A 16,649-nucleotide genomic window follows, 5' to 3' on the forward strand; every position below is an offset into this window, starting at 1 on the left:
GGTTTTCATGTCCGAACTGAACGATTACCTGGTCCGCTCGGCGGCCGCGATCTCGGCGATGGTCGAGCGCGACCTCACCAGCGAGATGGAGCGGGCCGTTACCGCCGTCGTCGCGGCGCTTTCGCAGGGCAAGGCGCTGCTGATCTGCGGCAATGGCGGTTCGGCCAGCGACGCCATCCACATCGCCGGCGAACTGGTCGGCCGTTTCCTGAAGGAGCGCAAGGCCTACAATGTCATCGCGCTGCCGGCCAATGCGGCGGTGCTGACCGCCTGGGGCAATGATTACGGCTTCGACACGGTGTTTTCGCGCCAGGTCGAGGCGCATGGCTCGGCGGGTGCCGTGCTGCTCGCCATCTCGACTAGCGGCAACTCGCCCAGCATCCTCGCCGCCGCCGAACAGGCACGCATGATGGACATGACGGTGATCGGCCTGACCGGCGATACCGGCGGCAGGCTCAAGCCGCTCTGCGATGTCCTGCTCAACGTGCCCTCGACCTCGACGCCGATCATCCAGCAGGGACATCTGTGCCTCTATCATCATCTGTGCGAAATGGTCGAAGCGCGCCTCTGCGATGGCTGACAGGGACGCTGTCGTGAAGCCGTATCCGCTCGAAGAGCCCGGTTTGTGGGTCGAACGGATCGGCACCGCGATTTTTCCAGCCGGCACACCGGCACTGTTCCTCGATCGCGACGGCACCATCAATGTCGATACCGGTTATCCCAGCGATCCGGCCGACATCGTGCTGCGGCCGGAGATGCTGCCGGTGATCCGAACGGCCAACATCGCAGGCCTTCCTGCGATCGTGGTCTCCAACCAGTCAGGTATAGCTCGCGGCTATTTCGGCTGGTCGGATTTCGCCGCAGTCAATGCCCGGCTGCTGGCGCTTCTCGAAGTGCAGGGCTGCCGGATCGATCTGGTGCTCGCCTGCGCCTACCATTCGAGCGGGACCGGTGAACTGGCAGCAGGGGATCATCCGATGCGCAAGCCCAATCCGGGCATGCTTCTGCGCGCCCGCGATCTGCTGGGCGTGGATATCGGCCGATCGATCATCGTTGGCGACAAGGCCGATGACATGGAAGCCGGCCGGCGAGCCGGGCTGGGCGAGGGCTGGCTGGTGCGCGGCGGATCCAATCGGATCGCCGGCGCTGGTGCTTTCGCGACGCGCAGACTGATGACCGGCAATGATCACAGAAAACTCTGCGACGCCATCGCCGAACTCGGCAAGGGTTAGCGCGGGACGCGTTCAAACTGAACTGGGCATCCCGCTCTATCTATTTGTTTTAGCCGCATTTCTATGACGCCAAGTGAACCCACTTGGCTGCAAAATGCTCTAAGCTCTCACCCCATTGAAAGCCACCAGGCCCTCGTCCTTTACGCGGCGGATGGTCAGTGCCGTGCGCACCGTATCGACATTCGGCGCCGAGGCCAGCTCCTCGATGACGAAGGTCTGGAAGGTGCCGAGGTCGCTCGCAACGCAATGCAGCAAAAAGTCGGATTCGCCCGACACCATCCAGGCGTCGCGCACGATCGGCCAGCCGCGTGTGCGCTCGGCGAAGGTTTTCAGCTCGGCGTCGGCCTGGTGATGCAGGCCGATGAGGCAGAAGGCAACGACGTCCATGCCGAGCGCCGGTGCGTTGAGCAAGGCGCGGTAGCCGCGGATGATGCCGGTCTCTTCCAGCCGCCTGACACGACGCAGGCACGGCGGCGCCGAAATGCCGACGCGGCCGGACAGCTCGACATTGGTCATGCGCCCGTCCTGCTGAAGCTCGCGCAGGATCTTCCAGTCGATGGCGTCGAGATCGGCTTTGAGCGGCATGGATACCTTCGGCGCTTCACGCAAGAATCTTTCGTGATTTTGTAATTAAACGACTTTGGTGTCCATTCCATCCCCTTCAGCCGGTGATTTTCGGACAGTTACCATGCAAGATGTTCATGGATCGCCTGTTTGTGCCCAAGCTTTCCGGGGACGAAGGCCAGGTCGTCTTGCTGGCGTCGTCTGCAACACCTAGATTAGAGCCGATATTAGACCCCTGTGCCGGACGCTTCATTCGCGTCCGGTTGTTGTGAAGGCCAGTCCATGACCACCAAGCATGCACCCGTTCTCATCATCGGCTCCGGCCCCGCCGGCTATACGGCGGCAATCTACGCCGCCCGCGCCATGCTGAAGCCGATGCTGGTCGCCGGCCTGCAGCAGGGTGGTCAGCTGATGATCACCACCGACGTCGAAAACTATCCGGGCTTCGCCGATCCGATCCAGGGTCCGTGGCTGATGGAACAAATGCTGAAGCAGGCCGAGCATGTCGGCACCGACGTCATCAACGACATCATCACCGAGGTCGACCTCAATGTGCGGCCGTTCCGCGCCAAGGGCGATTCCGGCACCGTCTATACCGCCGACGCACTGATCATCGCCACCGGCGCGCAGGCGAAATGGCTGGGCATCCCGAGCGAACAGACCTTCATGGGCTTCGGCGTATCGGCCTGCGCCACCTGCGACGGCTTCTTCTATCGCGGCAAGGATGTCGCGGTGATCGGCGGCGGCAATTCGGCGGTCGAGGAGGCGCTCTACCTCTCCAACCTGGCAAAGAGCGTGACAGTCATCCACCGGCGCAGCGACTTCCGCGCCGAGCGCATCCTGAGCGAGCGGCTGTTCAAGAAGGACAATGTCCGCGTCATCTGGGACACCGTCGTCGACGAGATCACCGGTCAGTCCGGCAAGATGCCGCTGCCGCCTTCGGTGGAAGGGCTGAAGCTGCGCAATTTGGTGACCGGCCAGGAGATGCATCTGACGGTCGACGGCGTGTTCGTGGCGATCGGCCATGCGCCGGCGGTCGAGCTGTTCGCCGGCAAGCTGAAGCAGAAGCCGAACGGTTATTTGTGGACGGCGCCGGATTCGACCTGCACCGACGTGCCGGGCGTGTTCGCCGCCGGCGACGTGACCGACGACATCTACCGCCAGGCGGTGACGGCGGCAGGGCTCGGCTGCATGGCCGCGCTCGAGGCGGAAAAGTATCTCGCCGGGATCGAAGTTCACCGCGAAGCGGCGGAGTAAGGAAGCGGCCGAAAAGCCGCGCAAAAGCCTGATTTTTCATTCAGGGGCTAAAAACAGGCAGACGCCAAAAACAGAACGAGGGGCATCATGGCGTTGGACTGGGATAAGCTACGCGTGTTTCACGCTGCGGCGGAGGCGGGGTCGTTCACCCATGCCGCCGAGACGCTGCATCTGTCGCAATCGGCGATCTCGCGGCAGGTCAGCGCGCTCGAGCATGACGTCGGCGTGCCGCTGTTCAATCGCCATGCCCGCGGTCTGGTGCTGACCGAGCAGGGTGAGATGCTGTTCCGCACGGCGCATGACGTGCTGATGAAGCTGGAGACGATCAAGTCGCGGCTGACCGAGGCCAAGGACCGGCCCTCCGGCGTGCTCAGGGTGACGACCACGGTAGGGCTCGGCGCCGGCTGGCTGACCGAGCGCGTGCAGGAATTCATCGATCTCTATCCCGAGATCAGCCTGCAGTTGATCCTGGCGAACGAGGAACTCGACCTCACCATGCGCCGGGCGGACTGCGCGATCCGGCTGCGCCAGCCGCAGCAGCCGGATCTCATCCAGCGCCGCCTGTTCACCGTGCATTTCCACCTCTACGCGGCTCCCTCCTATGTGAACAAATATGGCAAGCCGGCGTCGATCGCCGAGTTGAGAACCCATCGCATCGTCACCTTCGGCGTGCCGGTGCCGGCGCATCTGTCGGAGTTGAACTGGCTGGAAACGGTCGGCGATTTCGAGGGTGGGCAAAGGGTGCCGACGCTGCAGATCAACGACATCTTGTCGATCAAGCGCGCGGTACAGGGTGGCGCCGGCATCGCCATGCTGCCCGACTATGTCATCAGCAAGGACTCAGGGCTGGTGCAGTTGCTGCCGGAGACCGAAGTACCGTCCTTCGACACCTATTTCGCCTATCCCGATGCGATGAAGAACCAGGCGAAACTGCATGTCTTTCGCGATTTCATTATTGCCAAGGCGCGTAGCTGGTCGTTCTAAACCAATCCCTTCTGCAAACCGCTTTCCGCTCTGCATCGCAGACGATCATCTTTTACTGGCCGCGCCACGGCGTCAGGCGGGGCAGCCAGCCGGGAACAGCATGGCGGTAGGCTTCGTAGTCAGCGCCATAGCGGCGGGCGAGCGTCGGTTCCTCATGGAACTTCACGAACAAGACCATGGCGATGGCAGCGACAGCGGCGTAGGCGAGGAGGATCCAGCTCGAAAACAGCAGCGCTTGGCCAAGGATGATCGACAGCACCGCCACATACATCGGGTTGCGGACATGGCGGTAGATGCCGCCGACAACCAGTCGCTCCGTCGGCGCGACCGGGGCCGGCGTGCCCAGGCCTTCGAGCGCAAAACGGGCGAAGGCATGAAGCAGCAGGGCCGTCGCGACGACAACCAGCACCCAGCCGACCGGGACCAAGCCGGGCAGGGTCGACCATGGCAGATGATAGCGATCGGTCAACAGCCAGGGCAGCAATCCCGCGACCACGCCGGGCGCTGCGATGAAGAACAGCGCGCTGCCGGCGATCGCCTGACGTGTCTTCATCGAGGCTCCTTCCAGAGCGACGTGCGTTCACCTGGATGCACAAGTGCGCTCTTGTACTTTTCGAATCTGCGCATCGCGCTTTCCGAAGCGAAGGTCAGCGCAGCAAAATAGGAACCGATTTTCGGGGCGGTGCGGGATTGCCGCAAAAATAAACGCGTGCTGCCCGATTCGACGTCATTCGTTGTTTTCTGCGCCTGGAGCAAGAATCGGCTCTGATTCGCCGTTTCCCAATGATTCTTGGCTGGCTGCGCACTGCATTTCGATGATTCTGCTGGTCCTATGGGGTCAAAGAATGGGTTAGACCACAGCCTGCGTCTTTTTGCATGCGTGTGTTGCAAAATAGATGCTTGTTTCTTGGGCATGATGAGCACATATATAGATCATCTCCTGGGCGCGTTCTCCTCCCATTTGCGCCCTCGAGTGTTCCCCTCTGGAGGTTAGCCTTAACAGGCACTTCCAATCAAACTCAGCCGGATCTTCGTTGATCCGGCTTTTTTGTTGCCCGAAAGCTGCCGGTGCCGACGGAAGGCCGACCGAAATTGTCACGTAACAGTGACATGTAACCTCAGGTAACATATCGTAAGCGCCCGGCATCGACTAAGCAGATGATAGGACGCGGTGTGGTTCGTGCGGGAGATGGGGGCATCACTCGGACGAACCGGGCTCAGGCGGCTACCGCGTCCCAACCATTCTTCCGCTGCAGCCATCAGGCGCTGGCGGCACATGCGGCGGACCTGCCGTTTCGCCTCCCACGAAGACGGTCCGCAGGAGAGCGGCGTCCGGATCATTCCGGACGCCGCTTGCGTGTATTGGCCGAGATACTGTCGGCCAAATCCAGGGTCAGGCAGCCTTGCCGTTGGCATTCAATGCCTCGTCGGCCAGGCGGCCGGTGAGTTCGGCCATATGGTCGAAGGCGGCACGATAGCTGGCCACGCCCGCGGTCGCCGAACGCAGCTCGATGATCAGGTCGCCGATCTCGGCCTGCGGCATGGTCGCCTCGACGACATCCCATCCCGGCCAGCCGGGCCGCGCATCGTAGCCGAGGATCTGGCCGCGCCGCTGTGGGATCAGGGCGATGATCTTCGAGGTCGCGTCGGACGGCGTGACGATCTCGACCTTCATGATCGGTTCGAGCAGCACTGGCGAGCAGGCGGCCATACCTTCCTTCATCGCCAGCTTCGCCGCCATCTGGAAAGCCATGTCCGACGAATCGACGGAATGGTAGGAGCCGTCGGACAGGTTGACGGCGACATCGACCACCGGAAAGCCAAGCGGCCCGGATCTCAGATAGTCGCGCACGCCGGTTTCGACCGACTGGATATAGGTTTTCGGCACGGCGCCGCCGGTGATGGTGTCGGTGAACTGGAAGCCGGAGCCGCGCGGCAGCGGCTTGATCTCGATCACCACGTCGCCGAACTGGCCATGGCCGCCCGACTGCTTCTTGTGGCGGCCACGCTGCTGCGTCGCTTTGCGGATCGTCTCGCGATAGGGCACGGCCGGCGGATGGCCTTCGACCGGAATCTGGTTCTTGCCCTCCAGCCGCTCGCGCACGACGCGCAGATGCATCTCGCCATGGCCCGACAGCACGGTTTCGGCCGAATCCTGATTGTGGCGCAGGCTGAGCGAGGGATCTTCCTCGGCAAGGCGCTGAATGGCCGCCGACATCTTCACCTCGTCCTTGCGTTCCTTCGGCCGTAGCGCGAACGCGAACACCGGTTGCGGCGGCGCCAGCGTTACCAGCGGCTTGATGCCGCCCTTGGCCGAGCTCAGTGTCTGGCCGGTCGTGACGTCGTCCAGCTTGCCGAGCGCGACCGTGTCGCCGGCCTTGGCCGAGGTGAGCTTGGATTGATCCTTGCCGAGCATTCTGTAGATGCCGGAGACTTTTGCCGTGGCGCCGTTCGAAAGGAAGAGCTCGGAGGCGTCGGCAAGCTGGCCGGACAGGATGCGCGATACCGACAGTTTGCCGCCATGCGCGGTGTGAATGGTCTTCATCACCTGGACCACCGTCATGTTTCCGTCGGGCGCGCCGAGGCGCTTGCGGGTCGCCTCGACGTCGGGCGCGTCGTGGCGGATCGCCTTCAGCAGGCGCAGCACGCCGTTGCCTTTCTCGGCGGTGCCGATCAGCACCGGCGTCACCGCGCCGTCACGCAGGTCGGCGGCGAGGTCGTCGAAGATCGCGTCCTTCGGCGGCTCGATCTCTTCGAGCAGCTGTTCCATCAACTGGTCGTCATGATCGGCGAGCGTCTCCAGCATGGAAAAGCGCGCCTCCAGCTCGCGTGCCTTGTCATCACCCGGAATCTGGGCGATCTCGCTTTCGGCATATTCGCGATAGATGTAGGCGCGCTCCAGCGCCAGATCGATCGAGCCGATGACGACGCTGTTCTTGCGCAGCGGAATCTGGCGCAGCAGCAACGGCACCGAGCTTGCCGGCTGCAGCATCTTCAGCGTGTCGCGCACGCCTGATATCGCCTTGTCGACCTTGTTGAGGAACAAGATGCGCGGCACGCCGAGATCGTCGAGCTTGCGCATGATCAGCTGCAGGGCAGGGATCTTCTTCTCGTCGGCTTCGGCGACGACCACGGCGATGTCGCAGGCGGCGAGCACCGGCTCTGCCTCGAAGGAGAATTCGATGGAGCCGGGACAATCGACGAAGGTGAGCTGCTCGTCCATGAATTCGGTGGTGGCAAAGGTCGCCTCGACGCTCATGGCGTGGGCACGTGCCTCGGGCGAATGATCGGAAACGGTGTTTCCCGAGGAAACGGGATTCTGGCGGGGAATGGCGCCCGTGCGGGCCAATATGGCTTCGAGAAGTGTCGTCTTACCGCTTGCAAAGGGACCGACTATGGCAATGCATTTCGGTCCCGTGCGTCGTCCTCCGGCGCGAGTTCCCATGACAGACCTCCACTCAGGCGTTTCCCTGGGAGCGGCGGCCGGCCTGTCGACCGTCGCGGGCGGGGCTTTTTTCAGTTTGCCACCTACCCAAGAGCATCGTCCCACGGGTTAGCCGGGAGGGCAAGGGATTTGAGGATGGCCTGATGTCGCGGATGTTGAGCGATGATCGGCGAATTGCGGATGCGAGCCTAGGCTTCCCATCAAATCCCGCGACAGGCCAGTCGCCGAAAAGCCGCAAAAGCGGTTGCGCCATGAGGGTTATCGGACGAAAGTGCCCGTTTCTTGCGGCAAAAAGGAACGGCCGTCGCCGACCGGTCCGCCGTCAGCTTGAGGAATCGCGACGATGAAGATCATTGCCTGCGGCAGCGTGCCGACCATCATCGCGCCGGAAAAGTACTTCACCGGCCGTGTGTTGCAGACGCCGATCATCGAGAAGGAAGCGCCGGCGCGGCTGCGCGCCGTCATGGTCGGTTTCGAGCCTGGCGCGCGTACCCACTGGCATACGCATCCGCTAGGCCAGACGCTCTATGTCGTATCGGGCGCCGGCCTCGCGCAAAGCTGGAACGGACCGATACAGGCAATCAGGGCCGGCGACGTCATTTCGTTCGCGCCCGATGAAAAGCACTGGCACGGCGCCGGTCCGAAATCGGCGATGGAGCATATCGCCATGCAGGAGGCGCTCGACGGCGTCCATGCCGAATGGCTGGAGAAGGTGACCGACGAGCAATATGGCGGCTGAGCCGGGGCGCGACGGGCGATTGTGATCGGTCCTAACGCCTGCCTGGCCGGCTTGGTGCGCGGCCTTGGTCCACCTCATGTCTGGAGTCGCCATGTCGAACCGTCGCCTGCCTCTTGTTGCCACCGTCTATCTCGGCACATTCGTCGCACTGCTCGACATCAGCATCGTCAACGTCGCCCTGCCGACGATCCAGACTGCGCTCGGTATCGATTTCGCCGGGCTGCAATGGGTGATCGACGCCTACACGCTTTGCCTGTCGGCCTTCATGCTGTCGGCAGGCCTGATCGGCGACCGCTACGGGCGCAAGCGCTCCTGGCTGGCGGGCGTCGGCATCTTCATGGCCGGTTCCGCCATCTGTGCCATCGCACCCAACCTGCAGGTGCTGCTGGCGGGCCGGGTGGTGCAAGGAATAGCCGGATCGGTGCTCATTCCGGGTGCGCTGTCGATCCTGACGCAGGCGTTTCCCGATACCCGCGAGCGCGCCGGCGTCATCGGCGGCTGGGCTTCCTTTGCCGCTGTCTCGCTGCTTGCTGGTCCTATCCTCGGTGGTGTCCTGGTCGAAACCGCCGGATGGCAGAGCATTTTCCTGATCAACCTGCCACTCGGCCTGGTCACGATCGCGCTGGGTGCGGTCTCGATCGGGGAAACCGCGCATCCCGAGCATGCCCATCTCGACTTTGTCGGCCTGGCGCTCAGCATTTTGTGGCTGGGCGCGCTGACCTTCGGCCTGATATCGGCGGGCGAAAACGGCTGGGGCGATCGGCGGACGGTCACGGCCCTTATTGTTGGCTTGGCCGGCCTGGCAACCTTCCTCGTCTTCGAGGCGCGTACGCCAAGGCCGATGCTGCCGCTTGGCCTGTTCCGCGACATTCGCTTTGCCGTCGCCAATGTCGCCTCGTTCGCGCTCGGCCTCACCTCCTACACCGGCGTCTTCCTCTATTCGATGTTCCTGCAGCAGGCACAGGGCTGGTCGCCGACACAGACAGGCCTGCGCATGGCGCCGCTGTTCCTTGTCCAGATGGTCGTGTCGCCGGCGATCGGCAGGCTCAGTCATCGCTACGGACACTCGGCGCTGATGACGTCAGGCTATGTTTCGACCGGTATTTCCATGCTGGGCATGTGCTGGGCTGGACCTTCGACACCTTATCTGACGATCGGCCTGCTATTTGCCGTCGGCGGCCTCGGCAACGCGCTGGCCATCCCGACAGGCAGCGCCGCCGCGATGTCGTTTGCGCCGCGCGAGCGTTCGGGCATGGTGTCGGCTGTGATCAACGCGACCCGCCAGGGTGGCGCCGCCATCGGTATCGCGCTGCTTGGCGCCTTGATGAGCATGCGGGCAACAACCCTGCTGACGGCGCATCTTGAAAATGCCGGTGTCGCCAATGCCGAAGCGGTGGCCCGAGCCGCCGTTTCAAGACATGATTTCGCAGCCGATGTGGCGACGGGCGAGGAGGGCCTGCGCGATCTGTTCGCAGCCGCCTACGCCGGAGGCTTTCATGCGGCGATGCTGACGGCGGCCATCGTTTCGTTTGTCACGGCCGGGCTTCTGGTCGCCGTTCTGGCGCCGGCCGAGGCACGTTCGGCGCGCGAAACCAATCAGCAGGGATGAGGCTGATGCCTATCGCCACGAAAAACCCGGCTCGCGGCCGGGTTTTTGGTGTTCGAGATGCGCCTGATCAGGTCAGCGAGGCGGTGAAGCGCTGGATGCGCGTGCAGGCCTCTTCGAGCAACGCCTCCGACGTGGCGTAGGAGATGCGGAAGTTCGGGCCGAGGCCGAACGCCGAACCGAAAACGACCGCCACGCCCTCGGCCTCGAGCAGTTCCGAGCAGAAGGCTTCGTCGCTGTCGATCACCTTGCCGGCTTTGGTCTTCTTGCCGATCAACTGGGCGCACGACGGATAGACATAGAAGGCGCCTTCGGGCGACGGGCATGTGACGCCGCGCGCCTGATTGAGCATCGACACGACGAGATCGCGCCGAGCCTGGAAGATCGCCTTGTTTTTCGCAATGAAATCCTGCGGGCCGTTCAGCGCCTCCACCGACGCCCACTGCGCGATGGTGCAGGCGCCCGAGGTCTGCTGGCCCTGGATCATGTCCATCGCCTTGATCAGCGCCACGGGCCCGGCCGCGTAGCCGATGCGCCAGCCAGTCATGGCATAAGCCTTCGAGACGCCGTTCATGGTCAACGTGCGCTCATAAAGCTTCGGCTCGACCTCGGCGATGGTCCTGAAGACGAAGTCGCCATAGATCAGGTGCTCGTACATGTCGTCGGTCAGCACCCAGACATGGGGATGCTTCAACAGCACGTCGGCCAGAGCGCGCAATTCCGCCTCGGTGTAGGCGGCGCCCGACGGGTTCGACGGGGAGTTCATCAACAGCCATTTGGTACGCGGCGTGATCGCCTCTTCCAGCGCCGCCGCCGTCAGCTTGAAGCCGTTGTCGATGGCGGTGTCGGCAAAGGCCGGGGTGCCGCCGCAGATCGCCACCATCTCGGGATAGCTGACCCAGTACGGCCTCGGGATGATGACCTCGTCGCCGGGGTTCAGCGTCGCCATGAAGGCATTGAACAGGATCTGCTTGCCGCCGGTGCCGACGATGGTCTGCTCCGGCCGGTAGTCGAGATTGTTCTCGCGCTTGAATTTTTTCGCGATCGCCTCGCGCAGCGGTACGATGCCGGAAACCGGCGGATATTTCGTTTCGCCGCGGCGGATGGCCTCGATCGCGGCGTTCTTGATGTTGTCCGGCGTGTCGAAGTCCGGTTCGCCGGCACCCAGTCCGATCACGTCACGGCCGGCGTTTTTCAGCTCGCGCGCTTTCTGCGTCACCGCGATGGTCGCGGAAGGCTTTACGCGGGAAAGGACGTCGGCAAGAAAGGCCATGACGATGGTGTCTCCTTGTGGGCTTAGGCGGTCCGTCCGACCGCGGCGTCTCTCATGTCGCATCATTCCGCCAAGCGCAAGCATTGTCGGATGCGCCAGGCCTCAAATCCTCGGCAACGACAAATCCGGCAACAATAAATTCACCTACTGGCGGTAAAACCCCGGGTTGCCGGATAACACCATTCCGCCAGTCTCGCAAAGCGAGGAACCGTGTCGCGCAGCATCGGGCTTGCCCATATCGTCCGTCATGATGACGGCACCGCCAGAGGTGTCTGGGGCATCTACACGCTGCAGAGCGCTTTCCAGCCGATCTTCGCCTTCAGCAACGGCAAATTGTCCGTCACCGCATTCGAGGGGCTGATCCGGCCGTTCCGTGACGGCGAGCCGCAGTCGCCGATGAGTTTTTTCAGCACCTGTCCGACGGTCGACCGCTTGCATATCGAGGCCCTGACAAGGACGCTGCATCTTTTGAACGCCGGCGCCTGCCTGCCGCAAGAGGCATCCATCTTCATCAATTTCGATCCATCGGTGTTCACCGAACGCAGCATCGCCGACAGCGCACTGCGTGACATGCGGCTGGTGCTGCATGAAGCGGGCATCGATGCGAACCGCGTCGTCTGCGAGGTGACCGAGCAGAAATCGGCGTCACAGGAAACGCTCTACAATTTCATCGAGGCGCTCAGGGCCAATGGGTTTCGCATCGCCGTAGACGATTATGGCGCCGACGAGTCCGACATCAACCGCATCAAGGAACTCAGGCCTGACATCGTCAAGTTCGATGCCCACTGGATCATGCAACTGATGGAGTCAGGGGCTGGCTTCGCCTTGCTGACCGCCATGGTGGCAAGTTTCGAAGAGCAGGGCATCCGCACGGTGTTCGAGGGTATCGAGGAAGGCTGGCAGCTTGAACTGGCCGAGAAATCGGGAGCCTCGATGGTGCAGGGGTTCGCGCTGGCACGCCCCGAGCTTGCGCCGACCAGCTTTCATGTCTTCGGCAAGGACAAGCAGACGCCTGTGACCGTGCCCGATGCCGGCGGGGCGCCGGCGGCCGTCTCGCCTTCGCCGCGGCCGAAACGGGCTTTCGGGCGCAAGGTGGCGCCATGACCGGGCGGCCCGACAGGCGGCGCAATGTCGGCGAGGCGATCTTTGCCGACGAGGTCGGGATCGAATACGGCGTCTATGGCGCGTTCCGGCTGCGGAGCGCCTATCAGCCGATCTTCGCGCCGCGCGGCAGGTTCTTGAAGGCCGTCGCGGTCGAAGGCCTGATCGAGCCGCACCGCGCCGGCAGGCCGGTGGCGCCACCCGCGTTTTTCGAGGGCGTACCCATGCCGGATCGCCTCTTCGTCGAGACGATGTGCCGCGTGCTGCATCTCCGGAACTTCCGCAACATCGGCGTCGAGGGACTCGACCTGTTCTTCAACTACAATCCGCTGATCAACGATCACCCCGGGCGGGCGCTGGCCGAGATCAGGCTGATGACCCGGCATCTCGCCGAGTTCGACCTGCACCCCGGCATGCTGATCTGCGAGATCACCGAGCAGGCGGCCGACGACAAGGTGCTCGTCAGCCTGGTGCGCGAGATGCGGCGCGACGGCATCCGCATTGCCATCGACGATTTCGGCACCGGGCATTCGACGGAAGAACGGGTGGCCCTTGTCCAGCCCGACATCGTCAAGATCGACGGCGTCTGGTTCGCGGAATTCTGCCGCCATGCCGCCGCCGAACGATTTTTCCGGCCGCTGGTCTCCGCGCTGCACGACCGCGGCACCAAGGTGCTGGTCGAAGGGATCGAGCAATCCACCCATCTGCGCGTCGCGCTGGATGGCGGCGTCGATCTTTTGCAGGGCTATCATCTGGCGCGGCCGGCGCTGGCCGGCACGGTCTTCGACGAGGAGCCGCTGCCCATCGATATGCTGCTTGGCATGGACAACAAGGTCGTGCCGCTGTTTGGGTGATGTATCAGCGGCGCTGATGGTTGCGCCAAAACAAATCACTGGATGAAGCCGTTGCTGCCGGGATAATTGCCGGTAAAGGCGTGCCCCACAGGCGCGCGGCGATGGGAGCAAAAATGACCATACTTTATGGAATGATCGACAGCGGCAATTGCTACAAGCCGCGCCTGTTGATGGCCAAGCTCGGCATCCCCTTCACCAATGTCGAGGTGAGCTCGCATACAGGCGACACGCGCAAGCCCGACTATGTCGCCAAGAACCCCAACGCCATGGTGCCGCTGCTCGAACTTGACGACGGCCGGCGGCTGGCCGAATCCAACGCCATCCTGCTCTATCTCGCTGAAGGCACGCGGTTCCTCCCGGCCGACAGATACGAGCGAGCACTGGCCTATCAATGGCTGTTCTTCGAGCAATACAGCCACGAACCCTATATCGCGGTGCGCAGAGCGCTGCTGACCTTTCCCGAGCGAGCCAAGGACGCGACGCCGGAACGGCTGGCGGCGACGCTGGAGCGCGGCAACAAGGCGCTCGGCGTGATGAACAAGCATCTGGAAGGCAGTGCGTTCTTTGCCGGTGAGGCATTGAGCGTCGCCGACATCGCGCTCTACGCCTATACGCATACGGCCGAGATGGGCGGTTTTCAGCTCGACGCCTATCCGGCGGTGGCGGCCTGGCTGAAACGGGTCGAGGCCGATGATGGGCATGTGCCGATGGAGTGGCTGGGGTAGTTCTCAGTCCTCACGCTCGTCGCCGCTCCGCGGCTCGCTCCGGACGGGGCGCGCCAACGGGCGCGACGCCCGGTCGGGCTTGCGGCCTTCGGCCGTGGCGGAAAATCCGAACAGAGATGAAATCCGGACAGCAAAAAGGCGGGACAAAATCCCGCCTTCCCATGCTTGGTAGCCTGATTGGGAGCGTTTTGGCCGGGCCGGCAGCAATCTGCTGCTTCGGCTTGTCGGGGTCTTTCCGCTCCGGCGCGCTTCTCGCGCGACCGTCAGTACATCCGTGACTTGCCGCGCGCGCCCCGAGCTGTCGCTCCGGCGCGCGCCATTCGCAAAATCAGGCTGCCTTGCTCAGAGACCCAGCGGACGACTTGCCAGTGCGGCGGTCCTGCTCGATCTCGAAGTTGATCTTCTGGCCTTCGACCAAGGTCGACAGCCCAGCGCGCTCGACTGCGGAGATGTGGACGAAAACGTCCGCGCCGCCGCTGTCAGGCTGGATGAAGCCGAAACCCTTGGTGGAGTTAAACCACTTGACCGTACCTGTAGCCATTTCGATAGTCCTTACGTTTGCTTTAGCTTGACCGAACCGAAGTCCAGCCGGTTTGTATCGAGATTTTGGAGATAGACGTCAGCAAACGCGAATATCGCGAGGCCCGGATCGATCGGCCGAAATATCAATGGACCTGATATAGTCCGCTTCTCGGCAAAAAACAAGACTGCGCGAAAAAAGGCGCTGATGTGGCGCTGCCCAACGGCCGCCCCAATCGCGTGAAAGCGTTGCAGCGTCGCGTGTTGCGGAGGGGCGCATCGCTTGTCGCGCACGCTGCGGGGAAGGATCGTGCCGCCTTCGCGCGTCCGGTCCTGTTTTGGGAGAGAACCATGAAAACAGTTCTGCTTGCGGCCTGCCTGACGCTGGTGGCCGCCGAGGCGCAGGCGATCTCGCGCTATGACCCGAGCCGCATGAGCTGCGGCAGGGTGCGGGCGACGATCGCGCAGGAAGGCGCGGTCATCCTGCGTTACCAGTCGACGCGCACCCCGGGATTGCCGCTCTACGACCGCTATGTTCGGAGCCAGCGTTTCTGCAACATGGGCGAGGTCAGGGCACGCGCTTCGGTGCCGAGCGCCGACACGAAGTCCTGCATCGTCTATAAATGCAAGCGGGTGGACACAGACCGGCGTTTCCGCCGGCGCATCCTGCAGGACTAGCGACGCCTGGTCTCAGAAGCCGAACGACACCTGTGCCGGTGGCGGCGGGCCTACACGCACGCCTTCCATCGCCAGCATCTTTTCCTTGGTGGTCGAGCCGCCCGGTGCGGAAAAACCGCCGATCTTGCCGCCGGCGGCAAGAATGCGGTGGCAAGGAATGACCAGCGGCACCGGGTTGGCGCCGAGCGCCGCTCCCGTCTCACGCGCCAGCCCGGCATGGCCGGCGCGTTTGGCCAGTTCGCCATAGGTGGTGGTCTCGCCGAAGGCGAGCTTTCGCGCCGCGTCGTAGATGGCGAGGCGGAAATCGTCGACGCCGGTGAGATCGACCGGCACGCCGGAGAAATCGACGTCTTCGCCGGCCGCATAGGCCTGTATCGCTGCGATCAGCTCGGTGACCCATTGCGGTCGGGCGCTCGAAGCGGCGATGCCGGCATGGTGCAAGAGCCGGCGTTCCACCGCGTCGCGGTTGCGCTGGGGCAGGCAGAGCCGGGTCAGTCCGGCCTCGCTCCAGGCGATGCCCATGAAGCCGATCACGGTTTCGAAGACCGCGTGGCCGGCGGTGGCCTGGGAGGTGCTTTCCATGATGTGCTCCTTTCCGAAGAAACGGATGGGAATCCGGTACATATCGAGAACGAGATATCGCATTTTCAGGCTGCTGTTGCCACCCGAAAACCATCTGAAGTCCACAACAGGCTGCGGATTGCCCGGGCCAAGGTGCTGGTGTAAGGACTTCTTAACAGACGAACCGGACCCGAGCGCGGCTTGCCAGCAAAAATCATCTTTCCCGCGATCGGCGTGATGCTCGCTGCGGCCGGTCTCAGCGGCTGTACTTCGACCGCGCAGATGAAGGCCGCGCCTTCCCTGACTGAAACCGCCGCCGCGGACGCTGATGCCGGTTTTGCGCTGGTGCTGCCCGACACGGTTTCGGTGCTGCCGGAATCGTCCGGCATCGCGCCTGTCCAGACGGCAGCATTGCCTGTCCAGACGGCAGCACTGCCTGTCCAGACGGCGGCATTGCCTGTCGACCCCGCCGCGACAGCTGCCCAGCCGGCCGCCTTTGCCGGCCCGAGCCCGCTGGCTGCCACAGCACCTTCGGGCATGAGGGCCGATGCTGCGCCAGCCAGCGCAGCGCCTGTCTATGCGACGGCCGCTGCCGCCGTGCCGGCCACCGGCGAGACAGGCAAGACGATGCCCGGCGTTCAGCAGGTCGCCTATGCCGTGCCTGAGAATCCGTCCGCCCTGCTTTCGACCAGCCCTGCCAGGGAGTACTCGACGGGACCGCGCGGCGAGATCGAGCGGCTGATCGAGAAGTATGCCGCGCTTTATGAGGTGCCGGTCGATCTGGTGCGCCGCGTCGTCAAGCGTGAGAGCACCTTCAATCCCAAGGCCTACAATCGCGGCCATTGGGGGCTGATGCAGATCAAGCATGCGACGGCGCGCGGCATGGGCTATGACGGGCCAGCGAGCGGGCTGTTCGACGCCGAGACCAATCTGAAATATGCGGTGAAATATCTGCGCGGCGCCTGGCTGGTGGCCGGCGGCAACGCCAAGCGCGCCGACCGGCTCTACCAGAGCGGCTATTATTACGACGCCAAGCGCAAGGGCATGCTGGAAGAAACCGGCCTTGGCCGCGACCGCGTTCGGCGTCGCCTGCAGCCCGATGCCTGAACAC

At 63.4% G+C, this 16,649-nt stretch carries 18 protein-coding genes; 11 read left to right on the forward strand and 7 right to left on the reverse strand.

All coding sequences use genetic code 11. From position 1 onward, the window contains the following. The first annotated feature begins 7 nt into the window (after positions 1 to 7). Both E5X88_RS18065 and E5X88_RS18070 read left to right on the forward strand, forming a co-directional pair. A complete protein-coding gene (locus E5X88_RS18065; protein WP_292163645.1) occupies positions 8 to 580 on the forward strand; it encodes an SIS domain-containing protein in 573 nt (190 codons plus the stop codon). After that, complete coding sequence (locus E5X88_RS18070; protein ID WP_292163646.1) at positions 573 to 1,232, forward strand: HAD family hydrolase; 660 nt, start codon at positions 573 to 575, stop codon at positions 1,230 to 1,232. The genes E5X88_RS18065 and E5X88_RS18070 overlap by 8 nt, the downstream gene beginning before the upstream one ends. A 99-nt stretch (positions 1,233 to 1,331) precedes the next feature. On the opposite strand, the gene E5X88_RS18075 is transcribed toward E5X88_RS18070, so the two are convergent. Further along, the gene (locus tag E5X88_RS18075; RefSeq protein ID WP_292163648.1) at positions 1,332 to 1,817 is read right to left on the reverse strand and encodes an Lrp/AsnC family transcriptional regulator; all 486 of its coding nucleotides are present in this window, start codon (positions 1,815 to 1,817) and stop codon (positions 1,332 to 1,334) included. A 261-nt stretch (positions 1,818 to 2,078) separates the two neighbouring features. Between E5X88_RS18075 and trxB the strand changes: the two genes are divergently transcribed. Both trxB and E5X88_RS18085 read left to right on the forward strand, forming a co-directional pair. Beyond that, the gene (gene trxB / locus E5X88_RS18080; RefSeq protein ID WP_292163650.1) at positions 2,079 to 3,053 is read left to right on the forward strand and encodes a thioredoxin-disulfide reductase; all 975 of its coding nucleotides are present in this window, start codon (positions 2,079 to 2,081) and stop codon (positions 3,051 to 3,053) included. An 87-nt stretch (positions 3,054 to 3,140) separates the two neighbouring features. After that, positions 3,141 to 4,037, forward strand: coding sequence for a LysR family transcriptional regulator (locus E5X88_RS18085; protein WP_292163652.1), 897 nt, complete (start codon positions 3,141 to 3,143; stop codon positions 4,035 to 4,037). A gap of 52 nt (positions 4,038 to 4,089) precedes the next feature. Here the strand turns inward: E5X88_RS18085 and E5X88_RS18090 are convergent, their stop codons facing one another. From E5X88_RS18090 to E5X88_RS18100, 3 genes are all read right to left on the reverse strand, one after another. After that, on the reverse strand, positions 4,090 to 4,590 hold the full coding sequence (locus E5X88_RS18090; RefSeq protein WP_292163654.1) for an isoprenylcysteine carboxylmethyltransferase family protein: 501 nt from the start codon (positions 4,588 to 4,590) through the stop codon (positions 4,090 to 4,092). Beyond that, a complete protein-coding gene (locus E5X88_RS18095) occupies positions 4,587 to 4,952 on the reverse strand; it encodes a hypothetical protein (protein ID WP_292163655.1) in 366 nt (121 codons plus the stop codon). The genes E5X88_RS18090 and E5X88_RS18095 overlap by 4 nt, the downstream gene beginning before the upstream one ends. Positions 4,953 to 5,430: 478 nt before the next feature. Then, positions 5,431 to 7,482, reverse strand: coding sequence for an elongation factor G (locus E5X88_RS18100; RefSeq protein WP_292163657.1), 2,052 nt, complete (start codon positions 7,480 to 7,482; stop codon positions 5,431 to 5,433). Positions 7,483 to 7,825: 343 nt separating this feature from the next. On the opposite strand from E5X88_RS18100, the gene E5X88_RS18105 reads away from it, so the two are divergent. Both E5X88_RS18105 and E5X88_RS18110 read left to right on the forward strand, forming a co-directional pair. Continuing rightward, on the forward strand, positions 7,826 to 8,221 hold the full coding sequence (locus tag E5X88_RS18105; protein WP_292163659.1) for a cupin domain-containing protein: 396 nt from the start codon (positions 7,826 to 7,828) through the stop codon (positions 8,219 to 8,221). A 91-nt stretch (positions 8,222 to 8,312) separates the two neighbouring features. Beyond that, complete coding sequence (locus E5X88_RS18110) at positions 8,313 to 9,830, forward strand: DHA2 family efflux MFS transporter permease subunit (protein ID WP_292163661.1); 1,518 nt, start codon at positions 8,313 to 8,315, stop codon at positions 9,828 to 9,830. Positions 9,831 to 9,897: 67 nt separating this feature from the next. On the opposite strand, the gene E5X88_RS18115 is transcribed toward E5X88_RS18110, so the two are convergent. Then, positions 9,898 to 11,100: a pyridoxal phosphate-dependent aminotransferase gene (locus E5X88_RS18115; protein ID WP_292163663.1), complete on the reverse strand. Its 1,203-nt coding sequence runs from the start codon at positions 11,098 to 11,100 to the stop codon at positions 9,898 to 9,900. 210 nt (positions 11,101 to 11,310) lie between these two features. Between E5X88_RS18115 and E5X88_RS18120 the strand changes: the two genes are divergently transcribed. From E5X88_RS18120 to E5X88_RS18130, 3 genes are all read left to right on the forward strand, one after another. Next, positions 11,311 to 12,204: an EAL domain-containing protein gene (locus E5X88_RS18120; protein WP_292163665.1), complete on the forward strand. Its 894-nt coding sequence runs from the start codon at positions 11,311 to 11,313 to the stop codon at positions 12,202 to 12,204. After that, positions 12,201 to 13,055: an EAL domain-containing protein gene (locus E5X88_RS18125; protein ID WP_292163667.1), complete on the forward strand. Its 855-nt coding sequence runs from the start codon at positions 12,201 to 12,203 to the stop codon at positions 13,053 to 13,055. The genes E5X88_RS18120 and E5X88_RS18125 overlap by 4 nt, the downstream gene beginning before the upstream one ends. A gap of 113 nt (positions 13,056 to 13,168) precedes the next feature. Beyond that, entirely contained in the window at positions 13,169 to 13,780 is a 612-nt protein-coding gene (locus E5X88_RS18130) for a glutathione S-transferase family protein (RefSeq protein ID WP_292163668.1), read from the forward strand. A 328-nt stretch (positions 13,781 to 14,108) separates the two neighbouring features. On the opposite strand, the gene E5X88_RS18135 is transcribed toward E5X88_RS18130, so the two are convergent. Then, a complete protein-coding gene (locus tag E5X88_RS18135) occupies positions 14,109 to 14,321 on the reverse strand; it encodes a cold-shock protein (RefSeq protein WP_023678332.1) in 213 nt (70 codons plus the stop codon). Between the two features lie 329 nt (positions 14,322 to 14,650). On the opposite strand from E5X88_RS18135, the gene E5X88_RS18140 reads away from it, so the two are divergent. Then, entirely contained in the window at positions 14,651 to 14,977 is a 327-nt protein-coding gene (locus E5X88_RS18140) for a hypothetical protein (RefSeq protein WP_292163669.1), read from the forward strand. Between the two features lie 12 nt (positions 14,978 to 14,989). On the opposite strand, the gene E5X88_RS18145 is transcribed toward E5X88_RS18140, so the two are convergent. After that, positions 14,990 to 15,559, reverse strand: coding sequence for a methylated-DNA--[protein]-cysteine S-methyltransferase (locus tag E5X88_RS18145; RefSeq protein ID WP_292163670.1), 570 nt, complete (start codon positions 15,557 to 15,559; stop codon positions 14,990 to 14,992). Between the two features lie 180 nt (positions 15,560 to 15,739). On the opposite strand from E5X88_RS18145, the gene E5X88_RS18150 reads away from it, so the two are divergent. Then, on the forward strand, positions 15,740 to 16,645 hold the full coding sequence (locus E5X88_RS18150; RefSeq protein ID WP_292163672.1) for a lytic transglycosylase domain-containing protein: 906 nt from the start codon (positions 15,740 to 15,742) through the stop codon (positions 16,643 to 16,645). The last annotated feature ends 4 nt before the right edge of the window (positions 16,646 to 16,649 follow it).

Origin of the sequence: Mesorhizobium sp. (assembly GCF_004962245.1) — a bacterium.
Lineage (GTDB): Bacteria > Pseudomonadota > Alphaproteobacteria > Rhizobiales > Rhizobiaceae > Mesorhizobium.